The sequence below is a fragment of the Hymenobacter mellowenesis genome (genome assembly GCF_030581005.1).
GTDB lineage: Bacteria > Bacteroidota > Bacteroidia > Cytophagales > Hymenobacteraceae > Hymenobacter > Hymenobacter mellowenesis.
In genome coordinates, this window is sequence record NZ_JAUQSX010000003.1 from 155,177 (window position 1) to 171,672 (window position 16,496).

Annotated in this window: 13 protein-coding genes; 9 read left to right on the plus strand and 4 right to left on the minus strand. The window is 62.9% G+C overall.

The window, feature by feature from the left end; genetic code table 11:
- Nucleotides 1–114: 114 nt before the first annotated feature.
- Together Q5H92_RS07090 and Q5H92_RS07100 are read left to right on the plus strand one after the other, a co-directional pair.
- Nucleotides 115–840, plus strand: coding sequence for a 3'-5' exonuclease (locus Q5H92_RS07090; protein ID WP_305010804.1), 726 nt, complete (start codon nucleotides 115–117; stop codon nucleotides 838–840).
- Nucleotides 841–988: 148 nt separating this feature from the next.
- Complete coding sequence (locus tag Q5H92_RS07100; protein ID WP_369811126.1) at nucleotides 989–2,902, plus strand: DUF294 nucleotidyltransferase-like domain-containing protein; 1,914 nt, start codon at nucleotides 989–991, stop codon at nucleotides 2,900–2,902.
- Nucleotides 2,903–3,111: 209 nt separating this feature from the next.
- On the opposite strand, the gene Q5H92_RS07105 is transcribed toward Q5H92_RS07100, so the two are convergent.
- Entirely contained in the window at nucleotides 3,112–3,552 is a 441-nt protein-coding gene (locus Q5H92_RS07105; protein WP_305010805.1) for a DUF4174 domain-containing protein, read from the minus strand.
- Nucleotides 3,553–3,656: 104 nt separating this feature from the next.
- Here Q5H92_RS07105 and Q5H92_RS07110 point away from each other — a divergent pair, with 104 nt between their 5' ends.
- The 7 genes from Q5H92_RS07110 (at nucleotide 3,657) to rhaM (ending at nucleotide 13,004) form a co-directional block, all read left to right on the plus strand.
- Nucleotides 3,657–4,514, plus strand: a complete 858-nt coding sequence (locus Q5H92_RS07110; RefSeq protein ID WP_305010806.1) for a hypothetical protein — start codon at nucleotides 3,657–3,659, stop codon at nucleotides 4,512–4,514.
- A gap of 152 nt (nucleotides 4,515–4,666) precedes the next feature.
- Entirely contained in the window at nucleotides 4,667–6,145 is a 1,479-nt protein-coding gene (locus tag Q5H92_RS07115; protein WP_305010807.1) for a TIGR04222 domain-containing membrane protein, read from the plus strand.
- 122 nt (nucleotides 6,146–6,267) lie between these two features.
- On the plus strand, nucleotides 6,268–7,044 hold the full coding sequence (locus Q5H92_RS07120; protein WP_305010809.1) for a polysaccharide deacetylase family protein: 777 nt from the start codon (nucleotides 6,268–6,270) through the stop codon (nucleotides 7,042–7,044).
- A 29-nt stretch (nucleotides 7,045–7,073) separates the two neighbouring features.
- Nucleotides 7,074–8,297: an oligogalacturonate lyase family protein gene (locus Q5H92_RS07125; protein ID WP_305010810.1), complete on the plus strand. Its 1,224-nt coding sequence runs from the start codon at nucleotides 7,074–7,076 to the stop codon at nucleotides 8,295–8,297.
- 164 nt (nucleotides 8,298–8,461) lie between these two features.
- Nucleotides 8,462–9,595, plus strand: coding sequence for a glycoside hydrolase family 88/105 protein (locus Q5H92_RS07130; protein ID WP_305010811.1), 1,134 nt, complete (start codon nucleotides 8,462–8,464; stop codon nucleotides 9,593–9,595).
- A gap of 172 nt (nucleotides 9,596–9,767) precedes the next feature.
- Nucleotides 9,768–12,608, plus strand: coding sequence for a glycosyl hydrolase (locus tag Q5H92_RS07135; protein ID WP_305010812.1), 2,841 nt, complete (start codon nucleotides 9,768–9,770; stop codon nucleotides 12,606–12,608).
- Nucleotides 12,609–12,689: 81 nt separating this feature from the next.
- Nucleotides 12,690–13,004: an L-rhamnose mutarotase gene (rhaM, locus tag Q5H92_RS07140; RefSeq protein ID WP_305010813.1), complete on the plus strand. Its 315-nt coding sequence runs from the start codon at nucleotides 12,690–12,692 to the stop codon at nucleotides 13,002–13,004.
- A gap of 501 nt (nucleotides 13,005–13,505) precedes the next feature.
- On the opposite strand, the gene Q5H92_RS07145 is transcribed toward rhaM, so the two are convergent.
- The 3 genes from Q5H92_RS07145 to Q5H92_RS07155 all read right to left on the minus strand — a co-directional run bounded on the left by Q5H92_RS07145 (nucleotide 13,506) and on the right by Q5H92_RS07155 (nucleotide 16,361).
- Nucleotides 13,506–14,075: a LutC/YkgG family protein gene (locus tag Q5H92_RS07145; RefSeq protein ID WP_305010814.1), complete on the minus strand. Its 570-nt coding sequence runs from the start codon at nucleotides 14,073–14,075 to the stop codon at nucleotides 13,506–13,508.
- Nucleotides 14,072–15,472: a lactate utilization protein B gene (locus Q5H92_RS07150; RefSeq protein ID WP_305010815.1), complete on the minus strand. Its 1,401-nt coding sequence runs from the start codon at nucleotides 15,470–15,472 to the stop codon at nucleotides 14,072–14,074. Before Q5H92_RS07150 ends, Q5H92_RS07145 begins: the two co-directional genes overlap by 4 nt.
- 148 nt (nucleotides 15,473–15,620) lie before the next feature.
- On the minus strand, nucleotides 15,621–16,361 hold the full coding sequence (locus Q5H92_RS07155; protein WP_305010816.1) for a (Fe-S)-binding protein: 741 nt from the start codon (nucleotides 16,359–16,361) through the stop codon (nucleotides 15,621–15,623).
- Between the last annotated feature and the right edge of the window lie 135 nt (nucleotides 16,362–16,496).

Consider the following 16,496-nt stretch of genomic DNA (forward strand, 5'->3'; position numbering starts at 1 on the left):
TACCGCACAACGTAATCCAAACAAAGCAACGAAGCGGTAAAGATGCTTCGCTGCGCTCTGCATGACGTTCTCAAGGACTGATGCCAGCCTTTTGACCTCGCCCGACATCGCGCTGTGAAAGACTACCTCCTGTTCGTCGATACCGAAACCTCGGGCATCCCGCGCGACTGGAACAAGCCGTATGCCAGCCGCAAAAGCTGGCCGCACATCGTGCAGCTGGCATGGATTATCTGCACGCCCGACGGCCGCGAAATCAAGGCGGAAAACCACTACATCCAGCCCAGCGACTATGATATGAGCCCCGAGTCGGGCCGCGTGCACGGCCTCACGGTGGACTTTCTGCGCGCTAACGGCCGGCCCCGCCACGCCGTGATGCAGCGCCTGCACCGCGACCTGCAGCACTACCGGCCGCTGGTGGTGGCCCATTTCATGCAGCTCGATTTCCACATGGTAGGCGTGGGTTTCCATCGCGCTGGCCTGCGAAACGTGCTAGCCGACCTGCCCACCTTCTGCACCATGCGCGCCACCGGGCCGCTGGTGCGCCACCCCACGCAGGGCTTCCTGCGCCTGGGCGAGCTGTACCAACGCCTGTTTCACGAGCCGCTGCTCCACGCCCACGACGCGCTGGTAGACGTGCGCGCCACCGCCCGCTGCTACTTCGAAATGCGCCGCCAGGGCCTCATCACCGACGAAACCGTGGCCCAGCAGTCGCCCGTGACGGTGCCCGCGCCGCGCCCGGTGCAGCCGCTGCGGCGCAAGCGGCTGCGCATTGGGGTGGCGCCGTGGCTGTTGGTGGCTACGTTGGCGCTGGTGCTGCTGGCGTTTTTACTGATTTCGTAGGATGACGGTAGCTAAAAGCTTAACTAAAAAAGAACGTCATGCAGAGCGCAGCGAAGCATCTCGCGTGCTTCAACTAATTACTGATTGCACGCGAGATGCTTCGCTGCGCTCTGCATGACGTTCTTTAAATCCCAATGCCACTTGCTCCATGTCCGATAAACTCGATTTCCTGCGCACTATCAAGCCCTTCGACCTGCTGCCCGAGGAGGTGTTGGCCGAAGTAGCCGCGAGCCTGCAGGAAGTGCAGCATCCCCGCGAGGGCGTCATCTACTTCCAGGACGAGACGAAGCTGCGCGGGCTCGACATTCTGGTGGAGGGCGAGTACGAGACGTTTTTCTACGACAGCCAACAGAACCGGCGCGTGGTGGAATACAGCCGCCCGGGCGACTGCTACGGCGGCGTGTCGCTGCTGCTGAACCGGAAAAAGTCGCTCCGCACGGTGGTGGCCAAGAAAAACACCCGCGTGTATTTCCTGCATCGGCGCGAGTTTCTGGCCTTGTGCCAGGGCTATGAGGGCTTCTTTCACTTCTTCACGGCGCGCTACGGGCAGCGCATGCTCAATGAAGAATACGCCCACTTTGTGCGGCCCCTCACCAGCGCCGGCCAGAGCTACCTGGCGTCGGACCAGCTGTTTTCGCGCCGCATCGAGACGTTGGAATTGCGGCCCATGGTGCTGTGTGCGGCCTACACGCCCATTCACGAAGTGGCCCGGCGCATGGCCGAGGCCCGCACCAGCTGCTACTTCATCACCGATGCCGACGTGGACGGCCAGATTATCGGCTACGTGACCGATATCACGCTGCGCGACAAGGTGGTGGCCGGCCTGGCCGACGCCCATCTGCCCGTCGAAACCATCATGGATGCGCCGGTGGTCAGCATCAGTTCGCGGGCGTTTGTGCACGAGGCCATTTTACTGATGTTCCGGACCAAGACGCGCTACCTGCTGGTCGAAACCGATGGTGAGTACATGGGCTTCCTGAGCCGCAACAAGCTGCTCACCGACGACCAGGCCCAGTCGCCGTTCATCTTCATTCAGAGCGTGAAGCAGGCGCAGGCCGTGCCTGAGCTGAAGCGCCGCTGGGAACAAGTCCCGGAAATGGTGTACCAGCTCCTGAACCGCGGCGTGAAGCCCGAAATCGTGAACCAGGTCATCACCACCGTGTCCGATACCATTGCCCTTAAGCTCATCGAGGGGGCCATTGCCGAGCTGGGGCCGCCGCCGGCCCGATTTGTGTACATGGTGCTGGGCAGCGAGGGCCGCAAGGAGCAAACCCTGCTCACGGACCAGGACAACGCCATTATTTACGAAGACAAGGCCAACGAGCAGCGCGAGCTGGTGCGGGCCTATTTCCTGAAATTCGCCGAGATGGTGAGCGACCAGCTCAACGAAATTGGCTTCAGCTATTGCGAGGGCGGCTTCATGGCCAAAAACCCGAAATGGACGCACTCGCTTTCGCACTGGAAGCGCAACTACGTGGAGTGGATGACCGAGGCTAACCCCGAGGCCGGCATGCAGTTCGCGGCCTCCTTCGACTGCCGCTACATTTATGGCGACGCCGAAATCATGGACGAGCTGCATACCTTCCTCGATGCCGAGCTGCAGAAGCCGCGCGAGCGTTTCTTCCACTACATGGCCGTGAATGCGCTGCAATACGAGCCGCCGCTCACGTTTTTTCGCAACATCCGCACCTTCGCCCACGGCGACCAGCAGGTGTTCAACCTCAAGCGCACCATGTCGCCCATCGTCGATTTGGTGCGGATGTACGCCCTCAAGCACCGTATTTTCGCCACCAACACCGGCGAGCGGCTGGAGGCCCTGCGCGCCGCCGGCGTCTTCACCGAGCGCGAAGCCCAGGAGCTGCTACAGTCCTACTACTACCTGATGGGCGTGCGCCTGAAAAAGCAAGCCGCCCAAATCATCAGCGACAACGTGGCGCCCGATAACTACCTAGACCCCAAGAGCTTGACCAAAGTGGAGCAGGTGACGCTGAAGGAAATATTCAAAGTCATTGCTGATTTTCAGCTGAAGATTAAGGTGGGGTTCACCAAGTCGTTGGGGTAGGAGGGGGACCAGTCAGGCACTAATCTGTCATTGCGAGCGCAGCGAAGCAATCCGTCCTGCTAAAACCAGACACGCTCTTTCACCAGAGAGCCCCGGTACTGCGCAGTGCCGGGGCTTTTTACATTGGAAGGCTGGTCGCTGAGAACAGGACGGATTGCCACGGGCTGCGCCCTCGCAATGACAAATGGGCGGCAGCTTCGCTACGATGGCTACTTCACGCGCTTCATCTCCTCGCGGCGCATGGGCATCTTGTCCACGGTGCCGAATAGGTCTTCGGGCTTCATCGGCCGGCTGCTTTTCTCCTTCACCCCGCCGTCTTTGCCGATGAGTACGGCCGCGAAGCGCGTGGGCGGCAACCCGGTTTTCTGTATGAAAAACTGGCGGCTGGCGGGCGAAAGCTGGTCGTTGAGCAGTTCAATTACCAGAAAATCCCGCTCGGCCAGCTCCGAGGCCTGGGCGGCTAGCAACGCCTTTTGCTGCCTGAAATCGGCGTCCTGCGCAGTGGGGGCCACCAGCAGCAGCACGCGCTTCTGCCAGCGGTTTTCGCGCAGGGTTTTGTCCAGGCTCATGGTTTTGGGCGTTTGGGCATAAAGGGAGGGGCGCAGGCTTAGCAGCGCCGCCGCCAATAGGAGGAAAGCAAAGCGTTTCATGGAATAAGCGAGAAGTAGAACCGACGGTGACGCTGACGCAAGGCCGCCCGCCGCCAGGAGCCATACGTAACAAGCGTACTACGCGAAAGCTTTTCGCTTCGACTATGCTCTACCTGCTGCGCGACACGCTATTTCCGGTCCTCGTGTTCCTGCACGCCGTGCTCATCGGCGCGCCGGCCAACCACGGGCGGGGCCGCTTCCAGCGCGCTCATTACAAGGTGCAGAAAATCGGCCGCCTGCCCCGCAGCATGCGCGAAAGCTCCGGCCTGGCCCGCGCTGATACGCTGGCCACGTTCTGGACGCACGGCGACGGCGGCACGCTCGCGCAGCTCACGCAATTTGGGCTGCCGGGCGCCGTGCGCCGCCGGCTCGACCTGGCGCCGCTGCCAAATGTGGATTGGGAAGACCTGGCTCGGGATGCCGTCGGCCGCCTCTACATCGGCGACTTTGGCAACAACCGCAGCCAGCGGCTCGACCTGGCCATCTACCGCCTGAGCCTGCGCGGCGGCCGGCCGGTGGTCGACACCATCGCCTTCCGCTACCCCGACCAGCGCGCGTTTCCGCCCGGCCGGGGCCGCCGCAACTTCGATTGCGAAGCTTTCTACTGGTACCAAGACAGCCTGCATCTGTTTAGCAAAGACCGCAGCCGGCGCCAGCTCACCAAGCACTACGTGCTGCCGGCCCGCCCCGGCCGCTACGTGGCCGCGCTGCGCGACAGCATTCGCCTGGGCCGCCCCATCACCGCCGCCGATATCAGCCCCGACGGGCGCACGGTGGCCCTGCTGGGCTACGGGGGCGTGTTTTTCCTCACCAACGCGCCGGGCCGGCGGCTGTTCGATGGGCCGAAACGCTTCCGGGCGCTGCCCCGCACCGGGCAGGCCGAGGGGCTGGTGTTTGAGTCCGATTCAGTTTTTCTGGTCAGCAATGAGCGGGGGCGGCTTTTTCGGGGCACGCGGCGGTAGCTGCTCAGCTGTTGTAAAGGCCGGGAAGGGCTGCCACGAACAGCTGCATGCAATGACTTTTGAGGAAACGAGATGTTATCTTATTGTTAATGTGGCCTTTTGCTGGGGTGGTTTCGGGAAAGTGAGTTATGGAGTCCTTTACCTTTGGGGCGTTGAAAAATATAGCTGAAACCGCTGCAGGGAACCACGCAGCGCCGGCCCAACTCTGGGCCCGATTACAAGCCCTGGACCTCGACGGAGGGGCCTCATTCTCCTTCTCCAAACGCCTGGCTCGCGACAATGGCTGGCCGGAGGCCTTTGCCCATCGGGTAGTGGGGGAGTACCGGAAATTCCTGTTTCTGGCCGCCACCTGCGGGCACCCGGTCACGCCTTCCGACGAGGTGGACCAGGCTTGGCACCTGCATCTGGTGTACACCCGCTCGTATTGGGACGAGCTGTGCGGGCAAGTGCTGGGTTTCCCATTGCACCACGGGCCCACCAAGGGCGGCGCGGCCGAGGGCCGGAAGTTTGAGGACTGGTACGCCCGCACCCTGCAATCCTACGCGGCCGCCTTCGGCACGCTGCCGCCGGCCGACATCTGGCCCGTGGCGGCGGTGCGCTTTGGCGATGCCCCGCACTTTCGGCGCGTCAACCTGCGGCGGTACTGGCTGCTGCCCCGGCCGCGCCGGCCGTTTCGGCGGCCCGATGGACGTGCGGGGCTGGGGCTGCTGGCGGCGCTGGGCCTACTGGGCTGCACCATCCGCACCCCGCTGAACCCTTTCGACTGGTACGGCCGCGAATTTCTGACGCTTTTCTGGGGCCTGTGCCTGCTGCTGGTGCCCGTGGTACTGTGGCTGCGCCGCCGAGGGCGCGGGCCCGAAACCGACTACACCGGCGCCCCGCTCAGCACCTATGAAATGGTGCGCCTGGCCAGCCGCGGCCGGCTGGTGGCCGAAAGCGCCATTGCCGCCCTCATCAAAACCGGTAAAGCCGAGCTGCTGCCCGAACGCAAAATCCGGCGTACCGACGCAGCCCCGCCCCCCGAGCCCTACGAGCGCGCCGTGTGGGGCCTGATTGCGGCCGAGGGCCAGTCGGATTTAGATGCGCTAATGAAAAAGGCCGCTAGCCCCCACCTGGCGGCCCTGCAGGAAATCGATGCGTCGTTGGAAGCCAAAAGCCTGCTGCTGCCCGCCGCCGAGCGCCAGCGCCTGAACCGAATTCCGCTACTGGCGGCGCTGGGCCTAGGCCTCTTTGGGGTGGCCAAAATCCTGGTGGGCCTGAGCCGCGACCGGCCCGTGGGCCTGCTGGGTTTGTCGCTGCTCCTGCTGGCCCTGCTGGTGATATGCGACCGGGCTGCCCACGCCGTGTGGGCCACCAACTGTGGCCTGCGCCTGCTGCGTAGCCTCATTCCCCAAGTACGTGCCGCCCAGGTAGCAAACCACCGCAGCGGCGGCCAGACCCCGGGCTATTTGGTGGCTGTTTCGGTGGCCTTTTTCGGAGTAGAAGAGCTTAGCCGGCTGGGCATGGGCACCGTGGCCGCCAGCCTGCTGCCCCCCAACCAGAGCAGCGGTGGCGACGGCGGCTCCGGTGGCGACGGCGGTTCTGGCTGTGGCGGAGGCGGCTGCGGCGGCTGTGGGGGCTGCGGCAGCTGAGCACCGAAAGGCCATCACCGAAGAGTACAGGAAGGTTTGGGCTGATGCCAACGAGTTCTTGCGGGCGCTTTCATCAAATCCCACCCCGCTTCGTGGCATTTTCGGCCAATTTTAGTCTGTTTTTGTGGCTGTCCCTGTTAGGGCCGGGCGCGGCCGGGCGCGCGGTGGGGCAGGTCATCAGGCGAGCCATTCCGGACAAGCTCGTCGTGCTCACCTTCGACGACGCGGCCGTGAGCCACGCCACCTACGTGGCCCCGCTGCTGAAGAAATATGGTTTCGGTGGTACCTTTTTCGTGTGTGAATTCCGCGAGCCGCCCTTCGCCGACAAAACCAAATACATGACCTGGGCCCAGATTCAGGGCCTGCAACGGCAGGGGTTTGAAGTAGCCAGCCACACGCTCACCCACCAGCACGTCAACAAGCTGAGCCGGCCGCAGCTGGGCGCCGAGCTGGATTCCATTGAGGCGCGCTGCCGAGCCTGGGGCATCCCCCGGCCCACCACCTTCGCCTACCCCGGCTACGACACCGCGCCCATGGCCACCGCGCTGCTGCCCGAGCGGGGCTACCTCTTCGCCCGCGCCGGCGGCGGCCGGGCCTACGACCCCGCCACCGACCACCCGATGCTGCTGCCCAGCTTCAGCATCGCGGGCACCGATACGGCTAAGGTGCTCAGCGCCATCCGGCAGGCCCACGGCGGGCACGTGGTGATTCTGACGGTGCACGGCGTGCCCGATGTGGCCCACGACTGGGTGACGACCCCGCCCGAGCTGTTTGAGCAGTACCTCGGCTACCTGCGCACCCACCGTTACCGAGTCATCGCCCTGCGCGACCTGGCCCGCTACGTGAACGTGCCCGAGGCCCTGCGCACCCTGCCGCCGCACTACGAAAACCTGAAATAACCTCGTCCTCATCCTCCCAAATCCCACCCATGAAAACCAACCGCTACCTGCCGCTTGTAGGCGGCCTGCTGCTGAGCTTAGCCAGTCAGGCCCAGACCAAAATGGCCACCGGCGCCCAGAAGCCCATGCCCGCCGCCGAGTGGATTGACGCCGATACTGGCCATAAAGTGGTGCGCCTCAGCCAGCCGGATGGCGACAACGCCAGTTTTTACTTCCACAACAACCCGTTTGTGAAGGGCAAAGGCGGCGAGGATTTGATGGTGATTTATCACACCGATAACCGGGGCAAGCAGCTGCGCCTGCTGAACCTGAAAACCCGCCAGACCGAGCCATTGACGCGCTACTTCCGGCAGGTGAAGGGCGAGATTGTGGGCCGCAAGCGCCGCGAGGTGTTCTACCAGGTGCAGGACACCGTGTATGCCACCAGTGTGGACAGCAAGAAAACCCGGCGCGTATTCGTGTTTCCGGCCGATTTCAAGGCCGACATCACCTCGCTGAATGCCGACGAAACCCAGCTGGGCGGCGCGCTGGGCTCCGATGCGGAAAAGGAAATCTACCGCCAGTACCCGGCCAAGAGCGACTTTTTCAACCGCATTTACGACGCCAAGCTGCCGCGCACCTTGTTCACGGTGAGCACCGACGGCAAGGGGAAAGTCGATAAGCTCTTCACGGACAATGCTTGGCTGAACCACGTGCAGTTTTCGCCCACCGACCCCGATTTGCTGATGTTTTGCCACGAAGGGCCCTGGCACAAGGTAGACCGCATCTGGCACATCAACACCAAGACCAAAGCCGTGAAGCTGGTGCACAAGCGCACGGTGGACGGCGAAATCGCGGGCCACGAGTTCTTCAGCCCCGACGGCAAAACCATCTGGTTCGACATGCAGAAGCCGCGCAGCGTGACCTTTTACCTGGGCGGCACCGACGTGAAAACCGGCCAGGAGCGCGCCTACCAAATGGAGCGCAACGACTGGTCCATCCACTTCAACATCTCGCCCGACCAGACGCTCTTTGCCGGCGACGGCGGCGACGCCGGCCAGGTAGCCAAAGCCCCCGATGGCATGTGGATTAACCTCTTCCGGCCCGAAGGCGACCATTTTCGCACCGAGCGGCTGGTGAACATGAAAGCCCACGGCTACAAGCTGGAACCCAACGTCCACTTCTCGCCCGACGGCAAATGGATTGTTTTTCGGGCCAACTTTGAGGGTACCGAGCAGGTGTACGCCGTGGAGGTGGAGAAGAAGGCTGCGTGATGCATAAATCGCCCAACGTAAAACCTCACCCCCGGCCCCTCTCCGCAGGAGAGGGGAGCCACGGCGGCGCGGCTGTCTGCAATCGTTCGGCTCCCCTCTCCGCAGGAGAGGGACCGGGGGTGAGGTGACCCGCGTCAGGTTTAAATATGAAAATCAACAACCCAATGCCCCTAAAAACCACCCTCCCCGCCCTGCTCGCCACCGCGCTGCTGCTTGCCCAGCCCGCCGCGGCCCAGAAGCTGCCCAAAAAGAAGGCCGTGCTCAAAAGCATGACGCTCACCAACAATTACTTCATGGCGAAGTGGCCGGATACGGGCAAGGAAATTGTGACCAACAAAACCCGCCCCAGCCACATCTGGACGCGCGGCGTGTACTACGAAGGCCTGATGGCTCTCTACCAGACCAACAAGCAGAAGCGCTACTACGACTACGCCGTGGACTGGGGCCAGAAGCACCAGTGGGGTATCCGCAACGGCGTCACGGACCGCAACGCCGACAACCAGTGCGCCGGCCAGACCTACCTGGAACTCTACCAGATTGACCCCCGGCCCGAGCGTCTGCACGACATCAAAGCCGCCGTGGATAACATGGTGGCCAGCGAGAAAATGGACGACTGGAACTGGATTGACGCCCTGCAAATGGCCATGCCGGTGTTTGCCAAGCTGGGCGTCATCACGAAGGATAATGCCTATTACGAGAAGATGTACGCCATCTACAACTACTCGAAAACCCGCGAGGGCGGCAACGGCCTCTACAACCCGCAGGACAAGCTGTGGTGGCGCGACAAGGATTTCGTGCCGCCCTACAAGGAGCCCAACGGCGAGGACTGCTACTGGAGCCGCGGCAACGGCTGGGTGGTGGCCGCCATGGTGCGCGTGCTGGACGTGATGCCCAAAGACGCCCCCCACCGCGCCGAATACGAGCAAATGTACCTGGCTATGATGCAGGCCCTGCCGCCCCTGCAGCGCCCCGACGGCTTCTGGAACGTGAGCCTGCACGACGCCAACCACTTCGGCGGCAAAGAAATGAGCGGCACGGCCCTGTTCACCTACGGCATGGCCTGGGGCCTCAACCACGGCCTGCTCGACAAGAAGCAGTACGCGCCCATCATCGCCAAAGCCTGGCAGGCCATGGTGAAGGACTGCGTGACGCCCGACGGCTCCCTCGCCTACGTGCAGGGCACCGGCAAGGAGCCCAAGGACGGCCAGCCCGTGAGCTTCACCAGCCGCCCCGACTTTGAAGACTACGGCCTGGGCTGCTTCCTGCTGGCCGGGAGCGAGGTGTACAAGCTGAAATAGGCTTTCAAAGCCCAACGCCGGGACCTCACCCCCGGCCCCTCTCCCCAGGAGAGGGGAGCCTGACAACTTCTTAAGATTTCAGTAAACCAAAAATTGCACTCCCGCGCCGCCGTGGCTCCCCTCTCCTGGGGAGAGGGGCCGGGGGTGAGGTCCCGCCGCCAGAACAACCCGCATGAAACGCTCCCTCGCCCTTCTTCTTTTCGCCTCGCTCACCGCCCAGGCGCAGGCCCCCAAATGGCCCGCCATCACCCAGCAAACCAAGCCCTGGACGCGCTGGTGGTGGGAGGGCAGCGCCGTGAACAAAGCCGACCTCACCCACCTGCTCACCGAGTACCAGAAAGCCGGCCTTGGCGGCATGGAAATCACCACGATTTACGGCGTGAAAGGGGCCGAAAGCCAGTTCATCGACTTCCTCTCGCCGAAGTGGATGGACATGCTCTCGCACACCCTCACCGAAGCCAACCGGCTGGGGCTGGGCATCGACATGGCGCAGGCTTCGGGTTGGCCTTTCGGCGGCCCCTGGGTATCGACGGTCGATGCCTCTAAGTACATCACCTACAAAACCTTTGAGGTGAAGGGCGGCGCCAGTCTGGCCGAGCCAGTCACGTTCATGCAGAAGCCCATTGCCAACGCGGTGGGCCACAAAGTGGACCTCAAGCAGCTCTCCGACCCGGTTGCGACCAATAAAAACCTGCAGACCCTGGCCCTCGACCAGGTGCGCTTCGAGAAGCTCATCCCGCTGCAAACCCTGATTGCCTACTCTGACAAAGGCGCCACCGAAGACCTCACCGCCAACGTAGACGCCAAGGGCAAGCTGACCTGGACCGCCCCGGCGGGCTCGAACTGGACGCTGTACGCGCTGTTTCAGGGTGGGCACGGCAAGCAGGTGGAGCGCGCCGGCCCCGGCGGCGAGGGCGACGTCATTGACCACCTCTCTAAAACCGCGACGGACCATTACCTGGCCTATTTCGATAAGGCCTTCAAGGGCCACGACGTGAAGCCGATTCGGGCGTTTTTCAACGACTCCTACGAGGTGGACGACGCCCAGGGCGAGGCCAACTGGACGCCGCAGATGTTCTCGGAATTCAGCCGGCGGCGCGGGTACGACTTGCGTCAGCACTTGCCCGCGCTGTTTGGCAAAGCCACGGAGGACGAAAACCAGCGCGTGCTCACCGACTACCGCGAAACCATCTCGGAACTGCTGCTCGAAAACTACACCAAAACCTGGGGCGCCTGGGCCAAAACCCACGACGCCCTGATTCGCAACCAGGCCCACGGCTCGCCGGCTAACATTCTGGATTTGTACGCCGCCACCGACATCCCGGAGACGGAAGGGGAGGACCTCACGCGCATCAAGTTCGCGTCGTCGGCCGCCCACGTCACGGGCAAGCCGCTGACCTCGGCCGAAACCGCGACCTGGGAGAATGACCATTTTCTGAGCAAGCTGAGCGACATCAAAAAGGCCATCGACCGCATGCTGCTCGGCGGCGTCAACCACGTGTTTTACCACGGCACGGCCTACTCGCCACAGGCCGCCAAGTGGCCCGGCTGGCTGTTCTACGCCGCCGTCGAATTCAACCCCCAGAACCCGTTCTGGACGGATTTTGGCAAGCTGAACCAGTACACGGCCCGCGCCCAATCCTTCCTGCAGGCCGGCCAGCCCAGCAACGACGTGCTGCTCTACCTGCCGCAGTCCGACGCCTACACCCGGCCCGGCAAAGTCCTGCTCCAGCATTTCGATGGCATCGAGCACGGCTTCAAGGGGATGTCGGTGGAGGGCACTAGCGAACTGCTGTTGGCCAAGGGTTACGGCTACGATTTCATTTCCGACAAGCAGGTGCAGCAGGTGAAAAACGCCGGCGCGGCCCTGCTCACCAGCGGCGGCACCAGCTATCAGACGCTTCTCGTGCCCGACGCCCATCTCATGCCGCTGCTCACCCTGGAAAACCTGCTGCGCCTGGCCCAGAACGGCGCCACCATCGTGTTGCAAAACCAGGCGCCCGCCGACGTGCCCGGCCTCGGCAACCTCGAAAACCGCCGCGTCAACTTCCAGAAACTGCTGGCCCAGTTCAAATTCAAAGACGCAAAAGACGGTGTGCGCCAGGCCACTGTGGGCAGGGGTCGCGTGTTGCTGGGCACCGATGTGAACCAGCTGCTGGCCCAGGCCGGTGTGAAGCGCGAAACGCTGGTCGACAACGGCCTGCAGTTCATCCGGCGCGGCCACGCGGGCGGCCACACCTACTTCCTGGCCAACTGGGGCGAGAAGGCGGTGGCCGCCTGGATGCCGCTGGCCACCGCCGCCAAATCAGCCGCCCTCTACAACCCCATGACCGAGCAGACGGGCATGGCCATGCTGCGCCCCGGCGCCCAAGGCTTGCCCGAAGTGTACGTGCAGCTGGCCCCCGGCGAAACCTGCCTCCTCGACACCAACGAGTCACCCGCCACCGGCCCGGTTTATCCCTATCTCAGCCTCACGGCCACGCCGCAGGCCCTCTCGGTGCCCTGGGAACTGAGCTTCGTCTCGGGCGGCCCAGAGCTGCCGGCTAAGCAGCAACTCAAAGACCTCGCGTCGTGGACCACGCTGGGTGAGGCCGGCCGGAAATTCTCTGGCGCGGCCAGCTACACTACCACCTTCGCCCAGCCGCAGGGCGCCGCCGATGGCTGGCTGCTCGACCTGGGCCGCGTGGCCCAGAGCGCCCGCGTGCAGCTCAACGGCCAGCCCGTGGCCACGCTGCTGGGGCCGGTATACCAGGTGTATCTGCCCAAAAGCCAGCTCAAAGCCAGCAACACCCTCACCGTGACGGTGAGCAACCTGATGGCCAACCGCATCGAGGACCTCGACCGCAACCACGTCGACTGGAAGATTTTCTACAACACCAACATGCCCGCCAAGCTCAAGGAAAACCGCGGCGCCGACGGCCTCTTCACCACCGAAAAATGGACGCCGCTGGAATCCGGTTTGCTCGGGCCGGTCACCCTTACTCCGGCGTCGGTAGGCGCCCCCGTTCAATAGAACATGGTTTTTGGTTTTGGTGATTGGTACCAGCCAATACCGAAAACCAACTACCAAGAACCAATCACTAAAAACCAACTTATGGAAGAAATAGCCTTCACCATGAAGCTCAAGCCCGGCGTGGCCGCCGAGTACGAGCGCCGCCACGACGAAATCTGGCCCGAGCTCTCGGCCCTGCTGCATGAGGCCGGCATCCGGGATTATTCGATTTACCTGGACGCGGCCAGCGGCACCCTGTTTGCGGTGCAAAAACGCCTGCCCGGCCACACCACCGAGGGCCTGCCGGGTACCGAAATCATGCAGCGCTGGTGGGCCTACATGGGCGATTTGATGGAAACCAACCCCGACAATTCGCCGGTGGTGCAGCCCTTGGCGCGGGTGTTCCACATGGACTGATAGTAGCGCGGAGTTTGCCGTCCGTGTCCCGGACCAGTACTCGAACGATAACCGAAATGCGCGGGGACGCGGACGGCAAACTCCGCGCTACATTTTTCTTTGAATAGCAGGAGGGTGCGGGAAGGTTTTGGCTAGATGAATGGGCAGATTTGTACTGTGAGTTATTTACAACCTGACTGGCGCGCAACAGGATGGAAAAAGATTGGGTGGGAGTCCTCTTTTCATCCGTTTCTGCGGCGTGCCATGTCAGTGTTGTAACCTCAACCGGCCGTCTTGGCGTCCCTGCGGCTGATAAAACCAAGCCACCCACCTGCAATCAGAATTTGTAGCGGGGGTTTCAGCGCCGCAGCTATTGCAAACAAATAGCAAAAACCGGCCCCGCTGCCGGCCTCCCTACTTGAATGGAAAAGTGAGTTTTAGTGAAACAATAAATGCGAAGAGGCGGCCTCCACTGGGGGCCGCTTCTTTTTTGTTTCAGTCGAAAACTGCCGGCCGCTGGGCCTAATACAGCACCACCACCAGGCTGCGTGCGCCATGCGCCCCAATGACTAGTGACTGCTCAATGTCGGCCGTTTTGGAGGGACCGGCTACGAACTTGCCGTAGCCACCCGTGTGGGGCAGCTGTGCGTAGGCCTGGTGCATGGTGGCCACAATGCGGCGATGGTCGAGCACCAGCGCCAGATGCTGCGTGATAGTGGGCAGTGCCCGGTGCAGCATGTTGGCCTCGGGCAGCCACACGGCGCCGTTCTCGGCCACGCCAATCTCGCCGGGCAGCACGGCCAGGTCAATTTCGGCCAGAATGCCCGTGGGCGTCTGGCTATTCACCGGTACCGTGCCGCGGAAGAGGGGAGAGGACGTGTTGCGCGCCTCGGGAAACAGCTGCTGCAAGGTCTCTTCCAACTCGTCCAGCGCCGCCATGCGCACCACAGTGCCGCCGATGCCCGTAAGTACGGTCGTAAAGCGTTCAATCGTAGCCTCACCGCCGAAATCGGGCACGGTGGGCAGGGGCAGCTCCTCGGGCTTGTTGGCCTTCGCAGCGGCTAAAATTCGTTCGCGGGATGCGGTGCTCATGCGGGAATCTGAGGTTGCGTGGGCTGGACGGCGGGCTGGGGCTGCTTGGCGTACCACTCGCGGAAGCTTTGCTTGGGCGCCTCGGGCAATTCGCGCGCCACGGCCCAAGCATTCATGGAAGGGGCGTGGGTGAGGCCGTGCGGCAGCAGGCGCAGCGCCTTGCGCGCAAACTGTCCGCCCAGGCCGTACACCCGCGTGCTGGCCAGCACGCGGCCCATAAATTTCATGCTCCACTTCTTCGAGGCCGGGATTTCGTTGGCCTCGCCCAGCACCTGCCGCCACTTGTAGAGCTGGGTGTGAATGTCGATTTTCACCGGGCACACGTCGGTGCACGAGCCGCAGAGCGTGCTGGCAAACGGCAGCGAAGCGTGCTTCTTCATGTCGATATTCGGCGACAGAATGGCGCCAATCGGGCCTGGCACGGTGAAGTCGTAGCTGTGGCCGCCGCTGCGCCGGTACACTGGGCAGGTGTTCATGCAAGCGCCGCACCGGATGCACTTCAGCGAAGCCCGGAAATCGGGCCGGCCCAGTTGCTGCGTCCGGCCATTGTCGACGATGACGATGTGCATCGCTTTGCCCGGCGCCGGCTTGGTGAAGTGCGAGGTGTAGGTTGTCACTGGCTGGCCAGTTGCACTGCGCGCCAGCAGCCGCGTGAACACGCCCAGGTCGCTCAGCCGCGGAATAATCTTCTCAATGCCCATCGCCGCGATGTGCACCCGGGCCAGGTTCACGCCCAAATCGGCGTTGCCTTCATTGGTGCACACCACCACCGCCCCGGTTTCTGCAATGGCGAAGTTGACGCCCGAAATGGCGACTTCGCCCGCGATAAACTTGGCGCGCAAGTGCTGCCGGGCGGCTTCGGTGAGGCGTTGCGGGTCGCTTTCGCCCTTGTCGGTGCCCAGGTGCGTGTGGAAGGTGTCGCCCACGTCTTCCTTTTTCAGGTGGATGGCCGGCAGCACAATGTGGCTCGGCGGCTCGTCCCGAAACTGAATAATCCGCTCGCCCAAATCGGTGTCCACCACCTCAATGCCGTGCTTAATCAGAAACGGATTCAGGTGGCATTCCTCGGTCAGCATCGACTTGCTTTTGACGATGCGCGTGGCGCCTTCTTTCTGGATGATGTCGAGAATAATGGCGTTGTGCTCGGCTGCATCAGCCGCCCAATGCACATACACGCCGTTGGCCTGTGCGGCAGATTCGAACTCCCGCAAATACAGGTCGAGCCGACTCAGGGTGTGGTTTTTGATACCGGACGCCAGCTCGCGCAACTCCTGGAATTCGGGCACAGCATACACGGCACGGTCGCGCTTCTCGCGTACGAACCACAGGGTTTCGTCGTGCCAGGTGGTGCGGTCGGCATCCAGCAGGAATTTATCGGCGCGAATGGCGTGGGACATGTGGTGGGGAGTGGATTGGTGGGTTGGCGGAATGGTGGGTCCTGTCATCCTGAGCGCAGCGAAGGACCTTATCACCGATGAACGTTTTGCAGTAATTCAAACGGCGCATCGGTGATAAGGTCCTTCGCTGCGCTCAGGATGACAGTTCTTAAGTCACGACCCCATTCAAAATCTCAGCCGCGTGCATCACCCGAATCGGCAACTGGGCACGGCGCACGATGCCTTCGAGATGCATCAGGCACGACATGTCGCTGCCGGTGAGTACCTGCGTGCCGTTCAGCACGTGGTCGGCCACGCGGTCCTGACCCATGCGGGCTGAGATGCCGGCTTCCGAGACGCAGAAGGTGCCGCCGAAGCCGCAGCATTCGTCGTTGCGGTTGAGTTGGGTGAGCTCGATGCCATCGAGCGAGGCCATCAGGCGGTGCAGCTGGCCGTCGCGCACGGGCGTCATCTCCGATTCGTTGGCCTGGTGCAGGCCGCGCTGGCCGTGGCAGCTCAGGTGCAGGCCCACTTTGTGCGGGAAGGCGCCGGGTAGTGTCTCCACTTTCAGCACCGTGCTGATGAAGTCAATCAGGTCGTAGGCCGCTCCGCGTACGTGCTGCACGTCGGCCGTTTGTTCCAGCTTGTCAAAGTGCTTGCGGACGTGGTATACGCAGCTGCCCGAGGGCGCCACCACGTAGTCGTAGTCGCTGAACGTCTGCACGAAATGCTTGTAGATGGGCAGCGCGTCGCGCTCACAGCCGCTGTTGGCCAGGGGCTGGCCGCAGCAGGTTTGCTGAGCCGGGAAATGCGCCTGCACCCCCAGCTTCTCCAGCAGCTGCAGCGTCGCGATGCCGACCTGCGGATAGAACTGGTCGATGTAGCACGGGACGAATAGGGCAACTTTCATTCTAGCACAGAGCGGTCTGGAACCGGTCCGACCGCCCAGGCGGTCCGACCGGTCGTCGTGGGACGGTTGTCGTTGGTACTTTGTTCTTACGGTAACCGGTCGGACCGCCCTAGGCGGTCGGACCGGCGGACGACT